This is a genomic window from Bradyrhizobium sp. MI1.4 (genome assembly GCF_055811315.1).
In genome coordinates, this window is the sequence record NZ_JBVVPP010000010.1 from 52,076 (window position 1) to 70,209 (window position 18,134).

The window sequence follows — 18,134 nt, forward strand, 5'->3', positions numbered from 1 at the left end:
GAGGACGTAGGCCTTGTCCATTCAGTCTTTGAGACCGGACATGGCCCGTTTGCCTTTGCTAGTCGGCCGAGGGCTCCAGGTCCATTGTGAGAAACATATGCTCCGCGAACCGATCTTAGGGCGTAGAAACAGGGGAAGCCGCTAAGGCCAGCAAGCGACGTTAACGGGCCTAATTGAGCTTTGCCCGGACCTGATAAATTGCCGAGCCCAAGCTCGAGGCAAGCACTAGCACAAGACCAAGCCCGATCATGGGGTTGCTTGCGATCACCGCCGCAAGCGATACGCCTAGCGCCGCGGCCAACATCTGCCAGAAACCTAACAGGGCCGAGGCAGCACCGGCGCGATCGCCGAATGGCGAAAGAGCTTGCGCGCTGCAGAGCGGATTGACCATGCCCATGCCCAGCAGGAATACACATGCGCCGACAAGAAATGGCAAAAAGCGCCCGTCGAAAAGCGCGAATAGCAACACCATGCCGCCGCCGACACAGGCCAGCGCGAGACCGATGCAAATCGATCGGTCGAGACCAAGGTGCGGAACAATTTTGGTAGCGATAATGCCGGCACTAAAGACGATCATGACAGTGCCTGCGAAGAACAGGCCGAGTTGCATGGGTGTGAAGTCGAGGCCTTCTATCAAGACACGCGGCAACGCCGAAAACATTGCAAACAGCGCACCTAAGATGAGGCTAACAGTTGCGGCAGGAACCACGAAACGGCGGTCAGTCGATAGCGACCAGTAATTCTTGGCGATCGTCGAGGAATTGAACTCGGCGCGTGGCGCGTGGTGCGTTTCTCCGAAAGCCGCAAGAAATGCCGAAGCGGCGACGACGGCAAAGATTCCGACGAACACAAAGGCTGAACGCCAGCCAAAAAAATGATCCAGCGCGCCACCGACCAGGGGCGAGAATCCAGGCGCCGCTGCCATCGCAACCATAACAAAGGTGAGCACGTGCGCTAGCTTTTCGCCCTGGAAAAGATCTCTTGCGATAGCTCGCGAAAGGACAGACGTGGCACATGCGCCACCGGCCTGCACAACGCGACCAATCAATAGTGCCGCCAAATCATTGGCTAACGCGCACCATATGCTACCTGCGAAAAATACAGCAAACCCGATCATCACGGGTATGCGCCGGCCGAAACGATCCGATAACGGACCGACAACGAGTTGTCCGACCGCGAACATGGCGAGGAATATGGTGATAGCTGACGTTACCTGAGCGCTGGTGACGCCCACCGCGACGGCGATACTCGGTAGCGAAGGCAACAGAATGTTGGTGGCCAACGTGCCACTCGCAGACAACGCAGCAAGAACGGCGACCTGAAGACCAAGCGGCACGACCCGAGCGAGTAGATGGTTTTCGATGTTGCTGGTCATAAGCCGCTTCGGATCTAGGGATGATGACCATCATATCAATGACCCATTGAATGCGCAACCTGAGCATATTCCGATATGTCACGAGCCGCCGAACGCGCTGACGATGGCAGGCTTCCGTCTTGCGCTGGTAAGCTCAAGTGCACGCCTACAAGCATCGGGCTAGAGAGGATGGGGTCGCTGACCGCTGCCCAGGACCGCTACCCCCCGTAACTCTGCACCAGACTGCCTGCCACCAGCGACCAGCCGTCGACCAGCACGAAGAAGATCAGCTTGAACGGCAGCGAGATCGTTGCCGGCGGCAGCATCATCATGCCCATCGACATCAGCACGGACGCGACGACGAGGTCGATGATCAGGAAGGGAAGGAACAGCAGAAAGCCGATCTCGAAGGCGCGCTTCAGCTCCGAGATCATGAAGGCGGGGACGAGGATGCGTAAGCCTAGATCGTCGGGGGTTGCCGGCGGCGGCTCGCCGGAGAGATCCAGGAACAGCTTGAGGTCCTTCTCGCGGACGTTCTTCTGCATGAAGCCGCGCAGGGGGACGGAGGCGCGCTGGAGCGCGTCCTCGACGCCGAGCTGATTGGCGACCAGCGGACGGATGCCTTCGTCGTAGGATTTTTGCAGGACGGGTCCCATCACGAAGAAGGTGAGGAACATCGCTAGCGCGATGATCACCGAGTTCGGCGGGGCGGTCGCGGTGCCCATTGCGGTGCGCAGCAGCGACAGCACGACCACGATGCGCGTGAACGACGTCATCATGATCAGGATCGACGGGGCGATCGACAGCACCGTGAGCAGCGCGATCAGCTGGATCGCGCGCTCGGTGACGCCGCCACCGCCAGCGCCTCCGCCGCCGAGATTGATGCTGATGTCCTGCGCATGTGCCGGCATCGCGAGCGAAGCCGCGCCGATCAGGACAGAAAGAAGAAAAACTCTACGCGGGAGGGCCGGCAGCCTCACGAAGACGGCTTCGGACGGCCGAGCAACGAGGCCATCTCGTCTTCGAGATTTTCAAAGCTGGTCTTTTCCGGAGCCGGCTTTGCGGCAGGTGCCGGTGGCGCCGGCGGCTCGCTGCGGGCCACACGCGGAGGAGCGGCCGGGGGCTCCGGGGCGACCGGTGGGGCAAGCGTCTCGCCGGCGGGGCGGCGCAGCGCAGCTTCGAGCCGCTGCGCCATCTCGGCGAGATTCTGCTCGGCGCTCGATGGCCCCCCAGGAGCGGACGCCGGCGGCGGAACGGGCGGAGCCTGCGGCACAGGCGGAGGAGGCGCGGCTACGCGCTCGGAGCGCACCGGAGGCGCCTTTACCGGCTCGCTCTGGCGGGGCGGGCGCGGCATCAGAGGGGGTTCGTTGCGCGCAACGCGCGGCGGAATAGGTTCGGCACGCGGCTCGCGCTCGGGGCGCGGCGCGAGCGGCTCGGAGGTGAAGCCGGCCAGTGGCGGCTCGTTGCGGCGTTCGGCCAGCCCGGGAGCGGGCCGGCGCACTTCGTCGGCGAAGGAGGGACGCGCGGGCCGCGGTGGCGGCTCGGGCATTTGCGGCTCGGGATGATCGAGCAGCTCGGGCCGCGGTGCTTCGTCGGCCCAGCTGCTGGTATCATGCATCGGCGCAAGACGCGGCGGCTCGGCGGCATTGGAACGCTGCGGGAGCTGGTCGCGGCCGGGTGCTGCGCGCACGATGTTGGGTTCGACGACGATGTCGGTGGGGCCACCGATCATCAGAAGATGCTCGACATTGTCACGCCGGACCAGCACCAGACGGCGGCGGCCGTCGACCGCGGCGGCATCGATCACGGCGAGCCGGGGCATCCGGCCGCGCTGGGTGTTTGCGCCAAGCCGGCTGGTGGCGAATCGGCGAACCAGCCATGCAGCGACGCCGATCAACGCCAGAACGACGATGAACGCGACGATGAAGGTGATAGGGCTGCCTTGCATACTTGTCCCCGACAAATGGCGCTTGTCTCGGGCCAGTGGTCAGATGCGCCAACCACCGGCTTACGTTGCCCCAAACTGCGATTTCTTAACGTCCCACGGCAAGTTTTGCCGTCCCCAACTCTTAATAACCCATGAATCGCTCGATCCAAAACGACTTCTTGACCTGTGAATGCGCCGCCAAGCGGTTGGGTTAATGCCGCTTTTGGAGGCGTAGAATCACGGGGCACGCGCAGTGGTGTCCCGCCGGGGGACAGCTGCCTGCGACCTCCTTAACCGGCTGTTAACCATACAGGCGGCAAATTCTGCCTAGCTTCGGACCTGGTCCGAGAGGCGGAAGGAGCCGCAACGATGTCCATCAACGATCTTCCGGTGCTATCGGCGCTTCGCACCAAGATGCAATGGCACCAGGAGCGCCAGCGCGTCCTGTCCGAGAACGTCTCCAATTCCGACACGCCCAAATTCCGTCCGCGCGACCTGGTCGAGCCGAAGCTGGACAGGAGCGGCGCCGTCACGGGTTCGATGGGTCCCTTGGCGCTCACCCGCACCAGCGGTTCCCATATGGCGCCGTCGGGCGCGGCCTCCGGATTCGACCAGAACAAGAATGCGGGTTTTGAGACACGCCCCGCCGGCAACGCCGTCAATCTCGAAGAGGAGATGATGAAGGCCGCCAGCAACCAGATGGATTATGCGGCGGCGACCTCGCTCTATTCGAAGAGCCTGCACCTGCTCAAGACCGCGATCGGCAAGGGCTAGGGCTGGAGATAGACCATGGCGAATGACAGCAGCGACTTTGCCCGTTCAATGGCGATCGCGACCTCCGGTCTGCGGGCGCAGGCCGGGCGCATGCGGGTGATCTCGGAGAATATCGCGAATGCGGATTCGACCTCGCAGACCGCCGGCGGCGATCCTTACCGGCGCAAGGTGCCGACCTTCTCCTCCGCGCTCGACCGTACACTCGACGCGCAGGTCGTCACCCTCGGCAGGATCAAGCCCGACCAGTCCAATTTCCGCACCAAATACGAGCCGAACAATCCGGCGGCGGATGCGACCGGTAACGTCAAATATCCCAACGTGAACTCGGTGGTCGAGATGACCGACATGCGCGACGCGCAGCGGTCGTACGAGGCCAACCTCAACATCATCAGCGCGACGCGCCGGATGATCCAGCGCACCCTCGACATCCTCAAGAGCTGAACAGGACATTTGAACCATGGCAACACCGACAATTGCCGCCAACGCCTATGCAAACCTCGCTCGCGTGCTGGAGAACAGCGGTGCCGGCAAGGGCAGCGAGCCGAGCGGGCAGTCCTTCGCCTCTCTTCTGAAAGATACTGTCGGCAGCGTCCTGGAGTCCGGCCGTAAATCGGACGCACAGACGGTGGCGATGGCCGCCGGGAAGGCCAACGTGATGGACGTGGTGACGGCGGTCGCCGATACCGACGTCGCCGTGTCCACGCTGGTCTCTGTCCGCGACCGCGTGATCGCGGCCTATGAAGACATCATGAAGATGCCGATCTGATTTTTCTGGTTCGTGTGTCCTCATCAAGAGGTGGGGATGAGAGTTGAATAAAGGAACTGCGAAATGACCGGACCGGAAACCCTCGACGTCGCGCGTGATGCGATCTGGACGATCGTGATCGTGTCGTCGCCCCTGATGGTGGTCGGCCTCGTGGTCGGCGTCGTCGTGTCGCTGTTCCAAGCGCTGACGCAGATCCAGGAACAGACGCTGATCTACGTGCCGAAAATCCTGGCCATCTTTGCCACAATGCTGTTGGCCTTGCCATTCATGGCAGACGCACTGCATTCCCACATGCTGCGGATATCGTCGCGAATCATCGGCGGCTGAGGCACTATGCGCCTATCATGCGCATCGACGTCTCGCTGCTGCCGGCGCTTGCCGCCTCCTTCATGCTCGCCTTTGCCCGGGTCGGCGCGATGGTGATGCTGTTGCCGGGCCTGGGCGAGACCAATATCCCGACACGGATCAAATTGTCGATCGCGCTGCTGCTCACGCTGATCATCCTGCCGCTGCATCGCAATGCCTATCAGGTCGACATGGGCTCGATCGCGCCGCTGCTGGTCCTGATGCTGCATGAGATCGTGATCGGCATCGTGCTGGGAGCGACCGCGCGGGTGACGTTGTCGGCGCTGCAGGTTGCCGGTGCCGTGATCGCGCAGCAGATGGGGCTCGGCTTCGTCACTTCGGTCGATCCGACTCAGGGACAGCAGGGCGTGCTGGTCGGCAACTTCCTGACGATACTGGGGGTGACATTGCTGTTCGCCACCGACAGCCATCATCTGGTGATCGCGGCGCTGAACGACAGCTACACGATCTTCGCGCCGGGCGAGACCGTGTCGAGCGGCGATGTCGCCGCACTGGCGACGCGCGCCTTTGCCGCCGCGTTTCGCCTGGGCTTGCAACTTTCCGGACCGTTCCTGGTGTTCGGCCTCGTCTTCAACATCGGACTCGGCGTGCTGGCGCGGCTGATGCCGCAGATGCAGGTCTATTTCGTCGGCGTGCCGCTGTCGATCTTCGCCGGCTTCCTGGTGCTTGCCGTCGTGCTCACGGCGATGATGGGCACCTTTCTCGACTACTTCATCGGTGTCATGCACCAGATGATGCCACTCAAGTGACCGGGTGATCGATGGCGGAAGACAACGATCCAGAGAGTCAAACAGAAGACCCGACGCAAAAACGTCTCGAAGAGGCGCTCGAACGCGGTGACGTCGCCAAGAGCCAGGAGATCAACACCTGGTTCATGATCGCGGGCGCCACGCTCGTCGTCTCGAGCTTCTCGGGATCGGTCGGCAGCGGGCTGTTGGCGCCGATGCGCAACCTGCTCGCCAATTCCTGGATGATCAAGACCGACGGCAGGGCTCTGCTCGCCCTGATGCAGCAGATCGAAGTCGCGGTGCTGGCGGCGGTGGGCGTGCCGCTACTGATGCTGGTGCTGGCGGCAATTGCCGGCAACGTGCTGCAGCACCGACTGGTCTGGTCGGCCGAATCCCTCAAGCCCAAGTTCAGCAAGCTGTCGCCTGCCGAAGGCCTCAAGCGCATCTTCGGCAAGCAAGCGGCGGCGAACTTCCTCAAGGGTCTCGGCAAGCTGATCGTGCTCGGCGCGGTCATGACCGTGATCCTGTGGCCGGAGCGGCATCGCATGGAGGCGATGGTCAGGCTCGATCCGGCTGCCCTGCTCGGCGCCTCCACCAGCCTGACCATTCATCTGCTCGGCGCGGTGGTCGCGGCGCTCGCGATCATCGCCATCGGCGACTATTTCTTCCAGTATCGCAGCTGGTTCCAGCGGCAGAAGATGTCGCTCCAGGAGATCAAGGAAGAGTACAAGCAGTCCGAAGGCGACCCGCACATCAAGGGCAAGCTCAGGCAACTGCGCCAGCAGCGCTCCAAGAAGCGCATGATGGCGGCGGTTCCCAAGGCCTCGGTGATCATCACCAACCCGACCCACTATTCGATCGCGTTGTCCTACGAGCGCGGCATGTCGGCGCCGATCTGCGTCGCCAAGGGCGTCGACAGCCTCGCTTTCAAGATCCGGGAGATCGCGCGCGAGCACGACATCCCGATCGTCGAGAACGTGCCGCTCGCCCGCGCGCTCTACGCCACCGTCGAGATCGACGAGGAAATCCCGACCGAGCACTACCATGCGGTCGCCGAAGTCATCGGCTACGTCATGCGTCTAAAGAGCGGATTCGGTGCCACCCGGCAATAAAACCCCTGAAAAGTACTGGAAATGGCCGTAATCTGGGAATCAGCGTACCTTTCGCCCCTGCTGCCCTTGCGCCTGCGGGTCCGATTCAGGCAGGGAGGACCCTGCGCGCCCTGTAGCGCGTTGATTCTCTGCCGACAGGCTTGTGCCAGCTTGAGATGACTGCCGAGACCGACCACGACCTCACACGCGAGCCCGTTGCGGCGCACGAGCCGTCGCCGCGCTCGGGCAGCATTGCGCTGGTGCTGCTGGTGGCCGCCGGCCTCGTCGCCGTTGCCGTCGGGTTGATGACGCTCGGGCGCGCGCAGGCCCAGCCCTATATCCTCGGTATCCTCGCCGTGCTGGCGATGGTCGGCCTGTTCAACCTGTTCGCCTTCGCCGCCGGCATCATCCGCTTCGCCGATCGCAATCTCGACGATCCCGTGATGGGGCGCATCGCCGACCACGCCTTCGACGGCCTCGCCGTGACCGACCCGCGCGGCCATGTGGTCTATTCCAATGCGGCCTACCTGACGCTGACCGGCGCCGCCGGTCCGCAGGACGTGCGCCCCGTGGAGCGCGTCTTCATCGGCAACCCCGACGTCTCCGAGGCGGTGTTCCGCCTGTTGAAAGCCGCGCGCGAAGGCAAGCGGCAGCAGGAAGAGGTCCGCATCTCCGGCAATGATGGCAGCCAGGGCCGCTGGCTCCGCATGCGGGTGCGGCCCCTCGGCACCGGCAAGCGCGAGACGAGATACGCGGTGTGGTCGATCGCAGACATCACCCGCGACCGCGAGCGCCAGGAGGACGTGTTCCAGGAACTCCAGCACGCGATCGAATATCTCGATCACGCGCCCTGCGGCTTCTTCTCGGTCAATCCGGCCGGGGAGCTCGCTTACGTCAACGCGACGCTGGCGAACTGGCTCGACTACGACCTCGCCGAGATCGGCTCGGGCGGGCTGAAGCTCACCGACATCGTCTCCGGCGACGGTGCTTCGCTGCTCACCGCGATCGTGGCGGTGCCGGGCGAGGTCAAGACGGAAGTCTTCGACATCGACCTGCGCATGCGTACCGGCAAGACCATGCCGGTTCGGCTCTATCACAAGCTCGCCTTCGGCGCCGACGGTGCGCCGGGCCCGTCGCGCACGCTGGTGATCAGCCGTGCCCGCGACGAGCGCAGCGATCCCGACCGCGCCGCCGAAGTGCGCTTCATGCGCTTTTTCGACCATACCCCGATGGCGATCGCCACCGTCGACCGCGGCGGCAACGTCGTGCGCGCCAATGCGCGCTACGCCAAGCTCGGGCAGGCACTGGGGCTCGACAGCGCCAGCAAGTCGATCTTCCGCGCGGTCAATTCGCGCGACCGGCACCTTTTGATCGCGGCCATCAACCAGGCTGCGGAGGGCCAGGCCGACGTCGCGCCGGTCGAAGTGGCGCTCGAAGGAACCAGAGAGCGCTGGGGCCAGTTCTTCGTCACGCCGGTGGATGCGGCCGAGAACGACGCCGAAGTCGCCATTGTGCACATGCTCGAGACCACCGAGCGGCGCGCGCTGGAGAACCAGATCAACCAGTCGCAGAAGATGGAGACCGTCGGCCAGCTCGCGGGCGGCATCGCCCACGACTTCAACAACGTGCTCTCCGCCATCATGATGGCGAACGACTTCCTGCTGAACGCGCACAAGCCGACCGACCCGTCGTTCCAGGACATCATGCAGATCAAGCAGAACGCGACGCGGGCCGCCACGCTGGTGCGACAGTTGCTGGCGTTCTCGCGCCGGCAGACGCTGCGGCCGCAGGTGCTCGACCTCGGTGATGCGCTCTCCGATCTCGCCATGCTGCTGCGCCGGCTGATCGGCGAGAAGGTCAAGCACGAGACCATCCACGGCCGAGATCTCTGGCCGGTCAAGGTCGACGTCTCCCAGTTCGAGCAGGTCATCGTCAACCTCGCGGTCAACGCGCGCGACGCCATGCCCGACGGCGGCAAGCTGATCATCCGCACCGCAAACGTCACCACCGAGGAAGCGGCCAGGCTGGCCTACAAGGGCATGCCAGCCGCCGACTATGTGCGGATCGAGGTCGCCGACACCGGTACCGGCATTCCCGCCGACATCCGCGACAAGATCTTCGAGCCGTTCTTCTCGACCAAGGAGGTCGGCAAGGGCACCGGCCTCGGGCTCTCCACCGTCTATGGCATCGTCAAGCAGACCGGCGGTTTCATTTACGTGGACTCCGAGCCCGGGCAGGGCACCTCGTTCCACATCTTCCTGCCGCGCCATCATGCCGAGCCGGAGGTGCAGGTCGAGCAGCCGGCGCCGGTCGTTGGCGCCAGCAATGGTGCCGCGAAGGAGGCCGGGTCCGTGGCGGACGCCAAGCCCCGCACCGATCTCACCGGACAGGGCACCATCCTCCTGGTCGAGGACGAGGAGGGTCTGCGCGCGCTCAACGCACGCGGGCTGCGCTCGCGCGGCTACACCGTGGTCGAGGCCGAGAACGGCGTCGAGGCGCTGGAGGTGCTGGAAGAGCAGAGCGGCGGAATCGATCTCGTCGTGTCCGACGTCGTCATGCCGGAGATGGACGGCCCGACATTGCTCAAGGCGATGCGCGAGAAGAACCCCGACATCAAGTTCATCTTCGTTTCCGGCTACGCCGAGGACGCGTTCGAGAAGAGCCTGCCCGAAGGCCAGCAGTTCGACTTCCTGCCCAAGCCGTTCACACTTAGCCAGCTCGTGGCGGCCGTGAAGGAGACGATGGCGAAGGCGGGGTGAGGGCGCGGGCTCCACATTCTCCATTGCGAGGAGCGAAGCGACGAAGCAATCCAGTTGCCTCCGCGGAAACAGCCTGGATTGCTTAGCTTCGCTCGCAATGACGGAAAAAAGCTGAACTGCTGTCGCCAAACCGACCGGTAGCCGGCGACCGCGGCTCCTTTGCACACCCGGCCAAGCCGCCGCCAAATATGGGCTTTTGCCACATCCCCGCGACTGAGGGCCGCAGCCATAAGTTCCGATAGTGGCTTCCTTTTTACGGAAGGCTGCCCATCTTAGGGGCACATCCCCATGCCGGGGATCTGGGAAACCAACATGAATTTCTCGCAACGCTCCCGCAGTCTCTTCAAGACGATTGCCGTCGTGCTGGCGCTTGCGCTGCCGACTGCGCTGGCGATCTCGTCCGCCGACGCGCGCGTCGGTGGCGGTATGTCGTCGGGTTCGCGCGGTTCGCGCACCTATTCGGCCCCGCCATCGACCACGACCGCGCCGGGCTCGACCTCGCAGTTCAATCGGACCTACACCCAGCCGGGCGCAGGCATGAATTCGGCTGCCGCCGCACCCGCGCGTGGCGGTCTGTTCGGCCGGGCCGGCGGCTTCATGGGCGGCCTTGCGGCCGGGTTCCTCGGCGCGGGCCTGCTCGGCATGCTGTTCGGCGGTGGCCTGTTCGGCGGCCTCGGTGGCCTGTCGTCGATCATCGGCCTGATCATCCAGATCGTCCTCGTGGTGCTCGTGGTTCGGCTGGCGATGTCCTGGTGGCAGCGCCGCCACACCCCGCAGGCGGCCTATGCCAATGCTGACGCCGGTGCCGGTCCGGGACCGCAGGCGAACAATCGTAGTGGTCTTGGCGGTGGCTTCGGCTTCGGCGCCAACAACGCACCGCTCGAGATCAAGCCGGACGACTATGAAGCGTTCGAGCGCCTGCTCAGCGACGTCCAGTCGGCCTGGTCCAACGAGGACGTGGCCAAGCTGCACACGCTCGCGACGCCGGAAATGGTCTCCTATTTCGAGCAGGACCTCGGCCAGAACCGCGCGCGCAATGTCGTCAACAAGGTCAGCGGTGTGAAGCTGTTGCAGGGCGACCTCGCGGAATCCTGGCGCGAAGGCGAGACCGATTACGCGACGGTGGCGCTGCGCTTCGCGCTCACCGACAAGACGCTCGACCGCAATACCGGCGCGATTGTCGCCGGCAGCGAGCAGCCGGGCGAGGCCACCGAAGTCTGGACCTTTGCCCGACGTCCGGGCGGCACTTGGGAATTGTCGGCGATCCAGCAGACCAACTGATCGCCCGTATAGCGACAAACGAGGGCGTCGTGCTTCGGCACGGCGCCCTTTTTGTTTGAGCGGCGCGTTTCCGGTCAGGCGGCCATTTGGGGGAAGCACTTAATTGCTTGTTGGCCGCGCAGAGCTGCCGCAATTTCGCGCCTGCCGGTTGGATGAGGAGATATTCCGTGAGCCAGTGTGTCGCGCGCCTCAGGACAAACTACGAAGGCATTGCCAGGAGTTCGTCCCTGCTGCTGGAGGCGATCGGAACGGCGTATGACCGGATCGAGGCCGAGCGCGACCGCAATTGCTGGATCTATCTTCGCCCGCGGCAGGAGGCACTCGAAGAATGCCATAAGCTGGTGGCGCGCGCGCGGACGGGCGAAAATCTTCCGCTGCTCGGCATTCCATTTGGTGTGAAGGACAACATCGACGTCGCGGGAATGCCGACCACTGCCGCATGTCCGGCGTTCAGCTATACGCCCTGGCATTCCGCGCATAGCGTCGAACGCCTCACCGCAGCCGGCGCAATTTGCCTCGGAAAGACCAATCTCGATCAGTTCGCCACAGGCCTGTCCGGCGTGCGCTCGCCCCATGGCCCCTGCGCGTCGGTTGCCGATGCGCGCTATGTTGCGGGCGGTTCCAGTTCCGGCTCCGCGGTCGCCGTGGCGGCGGGGCACGTCGCCTTTGCGCTCGGCACCGATACCGGCGGCTCGGGGCGCATACCTGCCGGGTTCAACAACATCGTCGGAATCAAGCCGACCGTTGGGCTGGTGTCATCACGTGGCCTGGTGCCGAATTGTCCGACGATCGATTGCGTGTCGGTATTCTGCAATACCGTCAGCGACGGCGAAGCAATCCTCGACATCATCGAAGGGTTTGATTTCGAAGATCCCTACAGCCGCCTGCCCAGAACCTTTTTCCCCGCCAACGGTGCGGCGGCATCATTCCGGTTCGGCCGCGTTGCGCCAGCAGATCTCGAATGCTTCGGCATGTCGGAATGCGGCGAACTCTACGAGAGTGCCTGCGAACGTCTTGCTCATATCGGAGGAACGGCGATCGAGGTGGACTTCGCCCCATTCCGCCAGGCCGGGGAGTTGATGTTCAGCGGTCCCTGGGTCGCGGAGCGGCACTCGGCCATCGCTTCGCTCATCGACGTCGAATCCGGCGCCTTGCTTGATGTCACGAGGACCGTGCTGGGCTCAGCCGCCGGGTATTCGGCGATCGACACGTTTGGCGCCATTCACCGGCTGCACCGGCTTCGCCGCGACGCCGAAGCAATCTTTGCCGGCATCGATGCCCTGGTGGTTCCGACTGCACCGCGGCCGTTCACACTGGAGGAGATGCATCGTGATCCGATCACCCTCAACAATCGTCTGGGCTACTACTCGTACTTTGCCAATCTACTCGATCTCTGCGGCGTCGCCGTTCCGAATACGAAATTGCCGAACGGCATGCCCATGGGCGTGACCCTGCTGGCGCCGGCCTGGCACGATCGCGCGCTGATCGGACTCGCACGGCGGTTCGAGGCCGGCGCAGACGGATCGGCATTCGAATTGAAGTCTGGCGGCTAACGGGCGGACATTATCCCATCGCCTGCCCAAGTGTAGAAACATCCAGGATCGCAATCACGGATCTTTCGTATCTGATCACGCCTTCATCCTGGAGCCGCGCGAGTTGCACGGTCACCCATTGGCGGGTGGATCCGATCAGATTGGCAAGGTCGCCGTGCGTAAACGGCATGCCGACGACGATCTCGCCGTCGCGTTTCACGCCGTAGACATGCGACAGGAAGATCAGCAGGCTATGCAGCCGCTCGGTGACCGAGCGCGTCCCAAGCATCTGGGCCATTGCCGAATAGCATCGCGCCTTGAATGCGAGGGCATCCAGCAAGGCGACGGCGATTGCCGGCGATTCGAGCGCAAGCCGCCGCAATGCCAGTCCGGGCATGAACGTCAACCGGCTGCGCTCGGCCGCAACCGATGTCCACATATGCGGGCCTGTCCCGAAGATGTCGGGCCCGCCGACGAAGTTGCCTGGAAACCAATAGGCGAGCGTGACTTCGCGCCCCGACGGTGCGGCATAGTAGCTGCGTATGCGCCCCTCGCTGATCAGGTAGATCCCGGCCTGTGCGTCGCCCTGGGACCACACCAGTTGGCCGGCTTCCAGGATCTTTTCGCGTCCGATCGCACGCAAGCGATTGCAATCAGCCCGGTTGAGACCATCCAATAAGCCGGGCAGCGGTCTGACGAGATCGTCCGACTCCGCGAGCATCACACCTGCCGCTATCGCGCTGTTCGCCCTGTGCATGGCCGGCTCCGCATGTGAGACCTGGCATCGGCTATTCAAGAACCATGCCAGCTCCCTGCGTTCGCCTCAGACGCGGACTCCGCGTCATCAGTCCGCGTCCGACTGATTGAATGCCCGCAACCCTTCTGCGCGGATGACGTCGAGACAATCTTTCTTGAGCGAAAGATATGCTGGCTCGACCATGACAGAACTCGACCGCGGGCGCGGCAGCTTGACCGCGACTTCGCGCAGGATGCGGCCAGGTCCCGCGCTCATGATGAGAACGCGGTCGGCCAGCACGATGGCTTCATCGATGTCATGCGTCACGAACACGATCGTAGCCTTGATCCGGTCGCGCAGCGCCAGCAGATTGTCTTGCATCACGGCGCGGGTCTGCGCGTCGAGCGCCCCGAAGGGCTCGTCCATCAGCAGCACACGGGGCTGATTGGCCAGCGCTCGCGCGATCGCCACGCGCTGTTGCATGCCGCCGGACAGCGTCATCGGATAAGCGTCGGCGAAACGCTTGAGGCCGACCATCGCGATCAGATCGTCGGCGATGGCATACGCTTCCGTCGTGGACTTTCCGAGCATCCTGGGACCGTGGGCGATGTTGCTGCGGACGGACTTCCAGGGGAAGAGATGCGGCTGCTGGAACACCATGCCGACATCGGGACGCGGACTGTAGACGGGCGCACCCTCGACCAGGATCTCGCCTTCGAACGGCACTTCCAGCCCGGCGATCGTATTGAGCACCGTCGACTTGCCGCAGCCGGAGGGACCGGCGATGCAAACGAACTCGCCAGGCGCCACGTCAAACGAAACGCGATCGACCGCGATGATCTGCCCGCGCTTGGTGTCGAAAACGATGCTCAGGTTCGAGACTTGAACGGCCGGTTGTTTTCGCGCCGATTCGACGGAGGCAGGCGAACTTGCCAGTGCCAGTTTCATGCCCGATCGAGATCCCGACATCAGCGCCACCAGACGATACGTTCGGCAAGAGCCGCAAACAGCCGGTCGGCGATGAACGACATCAACCCGAGCGCTGCGAGCCCGCCCATGACCTGGCCCGTTTGCAAATTCTGCTGCGCAATCTCGATCCTGTAGACAATGCCGGCGAAAGCGCCGGCCAGTTCAGCCGCGACGAGCGTGTAGAAGGAGATGCTGACGGCGGTGCGCAACCCGACGACAATGTAGGGAAGCGCGCCCAGCAGCACTATCTCCTGCAGCATCTGCCGTCGGGGCGTGCCGAGCATCAATGCCGCCCGAATCAGGCCGCGGTCGACCTTCTGCACGCCGATGTGAGTCGAAAGCCACACCGTGAAGAATACGCCCCATACGACGAGGAACAATTTTCCCGCCTCCGACAGGCCGAACCAGAGGATGACGATCGGCACGAACGCAATCGGCGGAATTGGCCGCAAGATATGGAATAGCGGGGACAGCAAGCTCGAGATAACGGGGAATTGGCCGGTGAGAACACCGAGCAGGATGCCGAGCGCGCCGCCTATGATGAATCCCGTGGTGACGCGAAAGAGGCTGGCCAACAGATCGCTAAAGAACTGTCCGCTTCGTATCCACTCAAGCACGGCCGCAGCAACCACCGTCGGCGGTGGAAACAGCACCATGTTGACGGTCCCGGAACGGGAGACCAGTTCCCAGAACCCAATGAACAAGGGAAGCGAAAGCGCCCCGACCAGAATATTGAGGCGGCGAAGCCGAACTGAATTCGGCCGAGCGCGACCGCCAGTGCGGATGGCAATATCGCGTCCTGCTGACGTGGCTTCCTGCATGGCCGCGCGGGTGCCTATTTCCACGACAGGGTGACGCGTGCGGGATCGACCTTTTTCAGTGGCTCGGTGACGACGACCTTGCTGAAGTCGGGCATCGCCGCTCCCGGAGGATGGTTGCCGCTCTCGAGGCGCCATGCGGAATGGGTCTTCAGAATCTCGATGAGCCGGTCGTCGAGACGCACCCGGTAAACATAGTCGGCCCAGATGGGGGCGAGTTCGTCCCGCTTCATTCCAACTGCGTCCGCGACTGTCGTGATTGCTTCATCCGGCTGTGCCTTCATCCAGATCTCGGCATCGATCAGTGCGGCGATGAATTTCTCGACCAGCACTGGGTTGGCGTCCAGGTACGGCTTCATGACGACGATATTGAACGTCTCGGAATAGGTGCCTTTTGTATCTACCTCAGTGACGGCTTCGCCCATTGCCTTCTTCGCGTTGGCGACGTGGGGCTCCCAGGTGTCGATCGCGTCGATGCTTCCGGCCGCGAGTGCCGGCAGCATCTCCTGCGGCCGCAGATTGACGAGGGTGACATCCTTGGGCGTCAATCCCGCCGACTTCAGCAAGGTCGCCGTGTAAACCTCGCTACCGGTGCCGGCAGTGAAGGCGATTCGCTTGCCGCGAAGATCTGCCTTGGTCTTGACGCCGGCCTTGGCCGCGACGAGCGTCTTGAGATCGGAATATTCCATCCCGGCGATGAAGGCGATGGGCTGGTTTGCCATCGTCGATGCGGTGACCGGCGCCTCCGCCGTGGTCGCGATGTCGGCACCGCCCCCGATCACGGTGTCCAGGCACTGCTTGCCGGACGTGAAGTTCGAAACCGTGATGTCCAGACCGTGCTTTTCGAAGATTCCCTTCGACTTGGCGACGATCGCAAGGCCGGAGATCGGTGCGAGATTTTGCGCCAGCCGGGCTTTGAGCAGTTCCGCGGCCAAGGCGCAGTTCGGACCCAGGGCAAGACCGACGGCAAGGCAGCAAAGGGTGGCGCGGCCGGCAATTGTCGTGATTGGGCGGATTGTGGTCCGGTGCATGAACGATCTCCCCTTGCGCCGCGCGCTACGCAGCCCCGATGTCATCGCGGATGCCGCCCTGAACGGTCCCGCCACAGTCCCCCGCGTCCTCCCCTGGACGATCACTTGAGGATCGGCCCATTTGGTATGCTCGCCCGGCACCATTGTCCCGGGAAGCAATTAATCGACATGGCAGTCGGGAAGCGGCTGGGAATCGTCGGCGATCCCGTCGACCAACTGATCGCAGACGACATGAAAAAAACAGGGCATCGTGCTCCTTGCACGGGGCCTTTTTCTTTTGGGCGTCTCGCATCGCGGCATCGGAATAAGCGGGCTTGCGTCGGGTTGAAATCTGGCGGCCAACGACAACACAAATGGAGGACAGGATGATCCGCATTGAGAGAACCATGACGATTTCAGGCCTCGCGCTCGCTGCGGCCTTGCTTGCGGCGCCATCGGCGCAGGCGCAGTCGGCCAACATGACGTTCTTCGTGACTTCCAACGGTCCTGGCAAAGGCGCCGATCTCGGCGGTCTGGAGGGGGCCGATGCGCAGTGCCAGAAGTTGGCCCAGGCCGGCGGCGCCGGCAGTAAGACCTGGCGCGCCTATCTCTCCACGCAGGCCGCCGACGGCAAGCCGGCCGTCAACGCGCGCGACCGCATCGGCAAGGGACCTTGGCAGAACGCCAAGGGCGTGGAAATCGCCAAGGACGTGGCCGATTTGCACAGCGCCAACAAGATCAGCAAGGAGACAGCGCTGACCGAGAAGGGCGAGATTGTAAACGGCTATGGCGACCAGCCTAACCGGCACGACATTCTCACGGGATCGCAGTCCGACGGCACCGCGTTTGCGGGTCCCGACGACCGCACCTGCAAAAACTGGACGTCGAGTACGCAAGGCGCGGCGATGCTCGGCCACTCCGACATCAACGGCCCTGCGACCAACCCGACGGTCAAATCCTGGAACACCGCACACCCCTCGCGCGGACCCGACGGCGGCTGCTCGCAGGCCGATCTGAAGAGCACCGGCGGCGACGGCCTGCTGTATTGCTTCGCGTCGAATTGAGGCTTCCGTCATTGCGAGGAGCGCAGCGACGAAGCAATCCAGAGTCCCTCCAGGGTGACAGTCTGGATTGCTTCGCTGCGCTCGCAATGACGGAGCGTGTGGTGCCGCCCTTCCGCCCCATCCTGACGGAACCTTGTCGCGCGTGATAGATTGGTCCTGTCGCTTCCACGCTCACGGACCCTTCCATGAAATACGAGCTCTATTATTGGCCCGAGATCCAGGGCCGCGGTGAATATGTGCGGCTCGCGCTCGAGGAGGCTGGCGCGGCTTACATCGACGTGGCGCGTGGCCGACGCGGTACAGCTGCGATGATGAAGATGATGGACGCACACAAGGGCACGCCGCCCTTTGCGCCGCCGTTCCTCAAAGCCGGCAAGCTCGTCATCGGCCAGACCGCGAACATCCTGCTCTATCTCGGCGCCCGCCACGCCCTCGCCCCGAACTCGGAAGCGGGTCAACTCTGGGTGCATCAGCTCCAGCTGACGATCACCGATTTCATGGTCGAGATTCACGACACCCATCACCCGCTCGGGCCCTCGCTCTACTACGAAGATCAGAAACCGCCGGCAAAGAAGCGCACCGCCGACTTCTGGGGCGAGCGCGTGCCGAAATATCTCGGCTATTTCGAGCACCTCCTTCAGGACAATGGCGGCGCCTATGTCACCGGCCGCAAGATGACCTATGTCGATCTCTCGCTGTTCCAGCTCGTCGCGGGACTACGCTATGCGTTTCCGAAGCGGATGAAGGCGTTCGAGACAGATATCCCGGCCCTCGTCGGCATGCACGACCGCGTGTCGGCGCGCCCGAACATCAAGGCTTATCTCGAAAGCGAGCGCCGTATTCCCTTCAACGAGCAGGGCATCTTCCGCCGCTACCGCGAATTGGATGGCTAGAGCGCCTGCGAACGCTTCGGCCGACGTCAGTCGATCGGAGGGAACACTTTTCTGCGATTTACAGAG

18 protein-coding genes are annotated in these 18,134 nt (G+C 63.5%); 11 read left to right on the top strand and 7 right to left on the bottom strand.

Features of this window, described 5'->3' with window-relative positions:
* Nucleotides 1-169 precede the first annotated feature (169 nt).
* From AC0L23_RS14140 to AC0L23_RS14150, 3 genes are all read right to left on the bottom strand, one after another.
* Nucleotides 170-1,375 carry a multidrug effflux MFS transporter gene (locus tag AC0L23_RS14140; protein ID WP_473357035.1) on the bottom strand — a complete coding sequence of 402 codons (1,206 nt, stop codon included), beginning with the start codon at nucleotides 1,373-1,375 and terminating at the stop codon, nucleotides 170-172.
* A gap of 197 nt (nucleotides 1,376-1,572) precedes the next feature.
* Nucleotides 1,573-2,334 (bottom strand): flagellar type III secretion system pore protein FliP, encoded by a 762-nt coding sequence (fliP, locus tag AC0L23_RS14145; protein WP_026233171.1) that lies wholly within the window; start codon nucleotides 2,332-2,334, stop codon nucleotides 1,573-1,575.
* Nucleotides 2,331-3,302: a flagellar biosynthetic protein FliO gene (locus tag AC0L23_RS14150; protein ID WP_473357036.1), complete on the bottom strand. Its 972-nt coding sequence runs from the start codon at nucleotides 3,300-3,302 to the stop codon at nucleotides 2,331-2,333. The genes fliP and AC0L23_RS14150 overlap by 4 nt, the downstream gene beginning before the upstream one ends.
* Before the next feature lie 348 nt (nucleotides 3,303-3,650).
* On the opposite strand from AC0L23_RS14150, the gene flgB reads away from it, so the two are divergent.
* The 9 genes from flgB to atzF all read left to right on the top strand — a co-directional run bounded on the left by flgB (nucleotide 3,651) and on the right by atzF (nucleotide 12,599).
* Nucleotides 3,651-4,055, top strand: a complete 405-nt coding sequence (gene flgB, locus AC0L23_RS14155; protein WP_085349409.1) for a flagellar basal body rod protein FlgB — start codon at nucleotides 3,651-3,653, stop codon at nucleotides 4,053-4,055.
* 15 nt (nucleotides 4,056-4,070) lie between these two features.
* Nucleotides 4,071-4,496: a flagellar basal body rod protein FlgC gene (gene flgC, locus AC0L23_RS14160; protein WP_007602149.1), complete on the top strand. Its 426-nt coding sequence runs from the start codon at nucleotides 4,071-4,073 to the stop codon at nucleotides 4,494-4,496.
* Nucleotides 4,497-4,512: 16 nt separating this feature from the next.
* On the top strand, nucleotides 4,513-4,821 hold the full coding sequence (gene fliE, locus AC0L23_RS14165) for a flagellar hook-basal body complex protein FliE (protein ID WP_007612285.1): 309 nt from the start codon (nucleotides 4,513-4,515) through the stop codon (nucleotides 4,819-4,821).
* A gap of 63 nt (nucleotides 4,822-4,884) precedes the next feature.
* Nucleotides 4,885-5,148, top strand: coding sequence for a flagellar biosynthesis protein FliQ (fliQ, locus tag AC0L23_RS14170; protein WP_007612284.1), 264 nt, complete (start codon nucleotides 4,885-4,887; stop codon nucleotides 5,146-5,148).
* A gap of 17 nt (nucleotides 5,149-5,165) precedes the next feature.
* Entirely contained in the window at nucleotides 5,166-5,936 is a 771-nt protein-coding gene (fliR, locus tag AC0L23_RS14175; protein WP_007612283.1) for a flagellar biosynthetic protein FliR, read from the top strand.
* Nucleotides 5,937-5,947: 11 nt separating this feature from the next.
* On the top strand, nucleotides 5,948-7,027 hold the full coding sequence (gene flhB, locus AC0L23_RS14180; protein WP_473357037.1) for a flagellar biosynthesis protein FlhB: 1,080 nt from the start codon (nucleotides 5,948-5,950) through the stop codon (nucleotides 7,025-7,027).
* Nucleotides 7,028-7,182: 155 nt separating this feature from the next.
* A complete protein-coding gene (gene cckA, locus AC0L23_RS14185) occupies nucleotides 7,183-9,765 on the top strand; it encodes a cell cycle histidine kinase CckA (protein WP_247368189.1) in 2,583 nt (860 codons plus the stop codon).
* Between the two features lie 288 nt (nucleotides 9,766-10,053).
* On the top strand, nucleotides 10,054-11,046 hold the full coding sequence (locus AC0L23_RS14190; protein WP_085349406.1) for a Tim44 domain-containing protein: 993 nt from the start codon (nucleotides 10,054-10,056) through the stop codon (nucleotides 11,044-11,046).
* A 167-nt stretch (nucleotides 11,047-11,213) separates the two neighbouring features.
* Nucleotides 11,214-12,599 (top strand): allophanate hydrolase, encoded by a 1,386-nt coding sequence (atzF, locus tag AC0L23_RS14195; protein ID WP_085349433.1) that lies wholly within the window; start codon nucleotides 11,214-11,216, stop codon nucleotides 12,597-12,599.
* 10 nt (nucleotides 12,600-12,609) lie between these two features.
* Here atzF and AC0L23_RS14200 read toward each other — a convergent pair whose 3' ends face one another.
* The 4 genes from AC0L23_RS14200 to AC0L23_RS14215 form a co-directional block, all read right to left on the bottom strand.
* Nucleotides 12,610-13,335 (bottom strand): Crp/Fnr family transcriptional regulator, encoded by a 726-nt coding sequence (locus tag AC0L23_RS14200; RefSeq protein WP_085349405.1) that lies wholly within the window; start codon nucleotides 13,333-13,335, stop codon nucleotides 12,610-12,612.
* Nucleotides 13,336-13,422: 87 nt separating this feature from the next.
* A complete protein-coding gene (locus AC0L23_RS14205) occupies nucleotides 13,423-14,262 on the bottom strand; it encodes an ABC transporter ATP-binding protein (protein WP_473357038.1) in 840 nt (279 codons plus the stop codon).
* Between the two features lie 20 nt (nucleotides 14,263-14,282).
* The gene (locus AC0L23_RS14210) at nucleotides 14,283-15,104 is read right to left on the bottom strand and encodes an ABC transporter permease (RefSeq protein WP_245329551.1); all 822 of its coding nucleotides are present in this window, start codon (nucleotides 15,102-15,104) and stop codon (nucleotides 14,283-14,285) included.
* Between the two features lie 14 nt (nucleotides 15,105-15,118).
* A complete protein-coding gene (locus tag AC0L23_RS14215; protein WP_162496422.1) occupies nucleotides 15,119-16,132 on the bottom strand; it encodes an NrtA/SsuA/CpmA family ABC transporter substrate-binding protein in 1,014 nt (337 codons plus the stop codon).
* A gap of 365 nt (nucleotides 16,133-16,497) precedes the next feature.
* Here AC0L23_RS14215 and AC0L23_RS14220 point away from each other — a divergent pair, with 365 nt between their 5' ends.
* Complete coding sequence (locus AC0L23_RS14220; RefSeq protein ID WP_085349432.1) at nucleotides 16,498-17,175, top strand: lectin; 678 nt, start codon at nucleotides 16,498-16,500, stop codon at nucleotides 17,173-17,175.
* 185 nt (nucleotides 17,176-17,360) lie between these two features.
* Nucleotides 17,361-18,068 (top strand): glutathione S-transferase, encoded by a 708-nt coding sequence (locus AC0L23_RS14225; protein ID WP_473357039.1) that lies wholly within the window; start codon nucleotides 17,361-17,363, stop codon nucleotides 18,066-18,068.
* The last annotated feature ends 66 nt before the right edge of the window (nucleotides 18,069-18,134 follow it).

Bases quoted from the DNA above. Each gene is read 5' to 3' on its own strand.
- AC0L23_RS14140 (WP_473357035.1), bottom strand. From the start codon at position 1,375: ATGACCAGCAACATCGAAAACCATCTACTCGCTCGGGTCGTGCCGCTT.
- AC0L23_RS14150 (WP_473357036.1), bottom strand. From the start codon at position 3,302: ATGCAAGGCAGCCCTATCACCTTCATCGTCGCGTTCATCGTCGTTCTG.
- flgB (WP_085349409.1), top strand. From the start codon at position 3,651: ATGTCCATCAACGATCTTCCGGTGCTATCGGCGCTTCGCACCAAGATG.
- flgC (WP_007602149.1), top strand. From the start codon at position 4,071: ATGGCGAATGACAGCAGCGACTTTGCCCGTTCAATGGCGATCGCGACC.
- fliE (WP_007612285.1), top strand. From the start codon at position 4,513: ATGGCAACACCGACAATTGCCGCCAACGCCTATGCAAACCTCGCTCGC.
- fliQ (WP_007612284.1), top strand. From the start codon at position 4,885: ATGACCGGACCGGAAACCCTCGACGTCGCGCGTGATGCGATCTGGACG.
- fliR (WP_007612283.1), top strand. From the start codon at position 5,166: ATGCGCATCGACGTCTCGCTGCTGCCGGCGCTTGCCGCCTCCTTCATG.
- flhB (WP_473357037.1), top strand. From the start codon at position 5,948: ATGGCGGAAGACAACGATCCAGAGAGTCAAACAGAAGACCCGACGCAA.
- cckA (WP_247368189.1), top strand. From the start codon at position 7,183: ATGACTGCCGAGACCGACCACGACCTCACACGCGAGCCCGTTGCGGCG.
- AC0L23_RS14190 (WP_085349406.1), top strand. From the start codon at position 10,054: ATGCCGGGGATCTGGGAAACCAACATGAATTTCTCGCAACGCTCCCGC.
- AC0L23_RS14200 (WP_085349405.1), bottom strand. From the start codon at position 13,335: ATGCACAGGGCGAACAGCGCGATAGCGGCAGGTGTGATGCTCGCGGAG.
- AC0L23_RS14205 (WP_473357038.1), bottom strand. From the start codon at position 14,262: ATGAAACTGGCACTGGCAAGTTCGCCTGCCTCCGTCGAATCGGCGCGA.
- AC0L23_RS14210 (WP_245329551.1), bottom strand. From the start codon at position 15,104: ATGCAGGAAGCCACGTCAGCAGGACGCGATATTGCCATCCGCACTGGC.
- AC0L23_RS14215 (WP_162496422.1), bottom strand. From the start codon at position 16,132: ATGCACCGGACCACAATCCGCCCAATCACGACAATTGCCGGCCGCGCC.
- AC0L23_RS14220 (WP_085349432.1), top strand. From the start codon at position 16,498: ATGATCCGCATTGAGAGAACCATGACGATTTCAGGCCTCGCGCTCGCT.
- AC0L23_RS14225 (WP_473357039.1), top strand. From the start codon at position 17,361: ATGAAATACGAGCTCTATTATTGGCCCGAGATCCAGGGCCGCGGTGAA.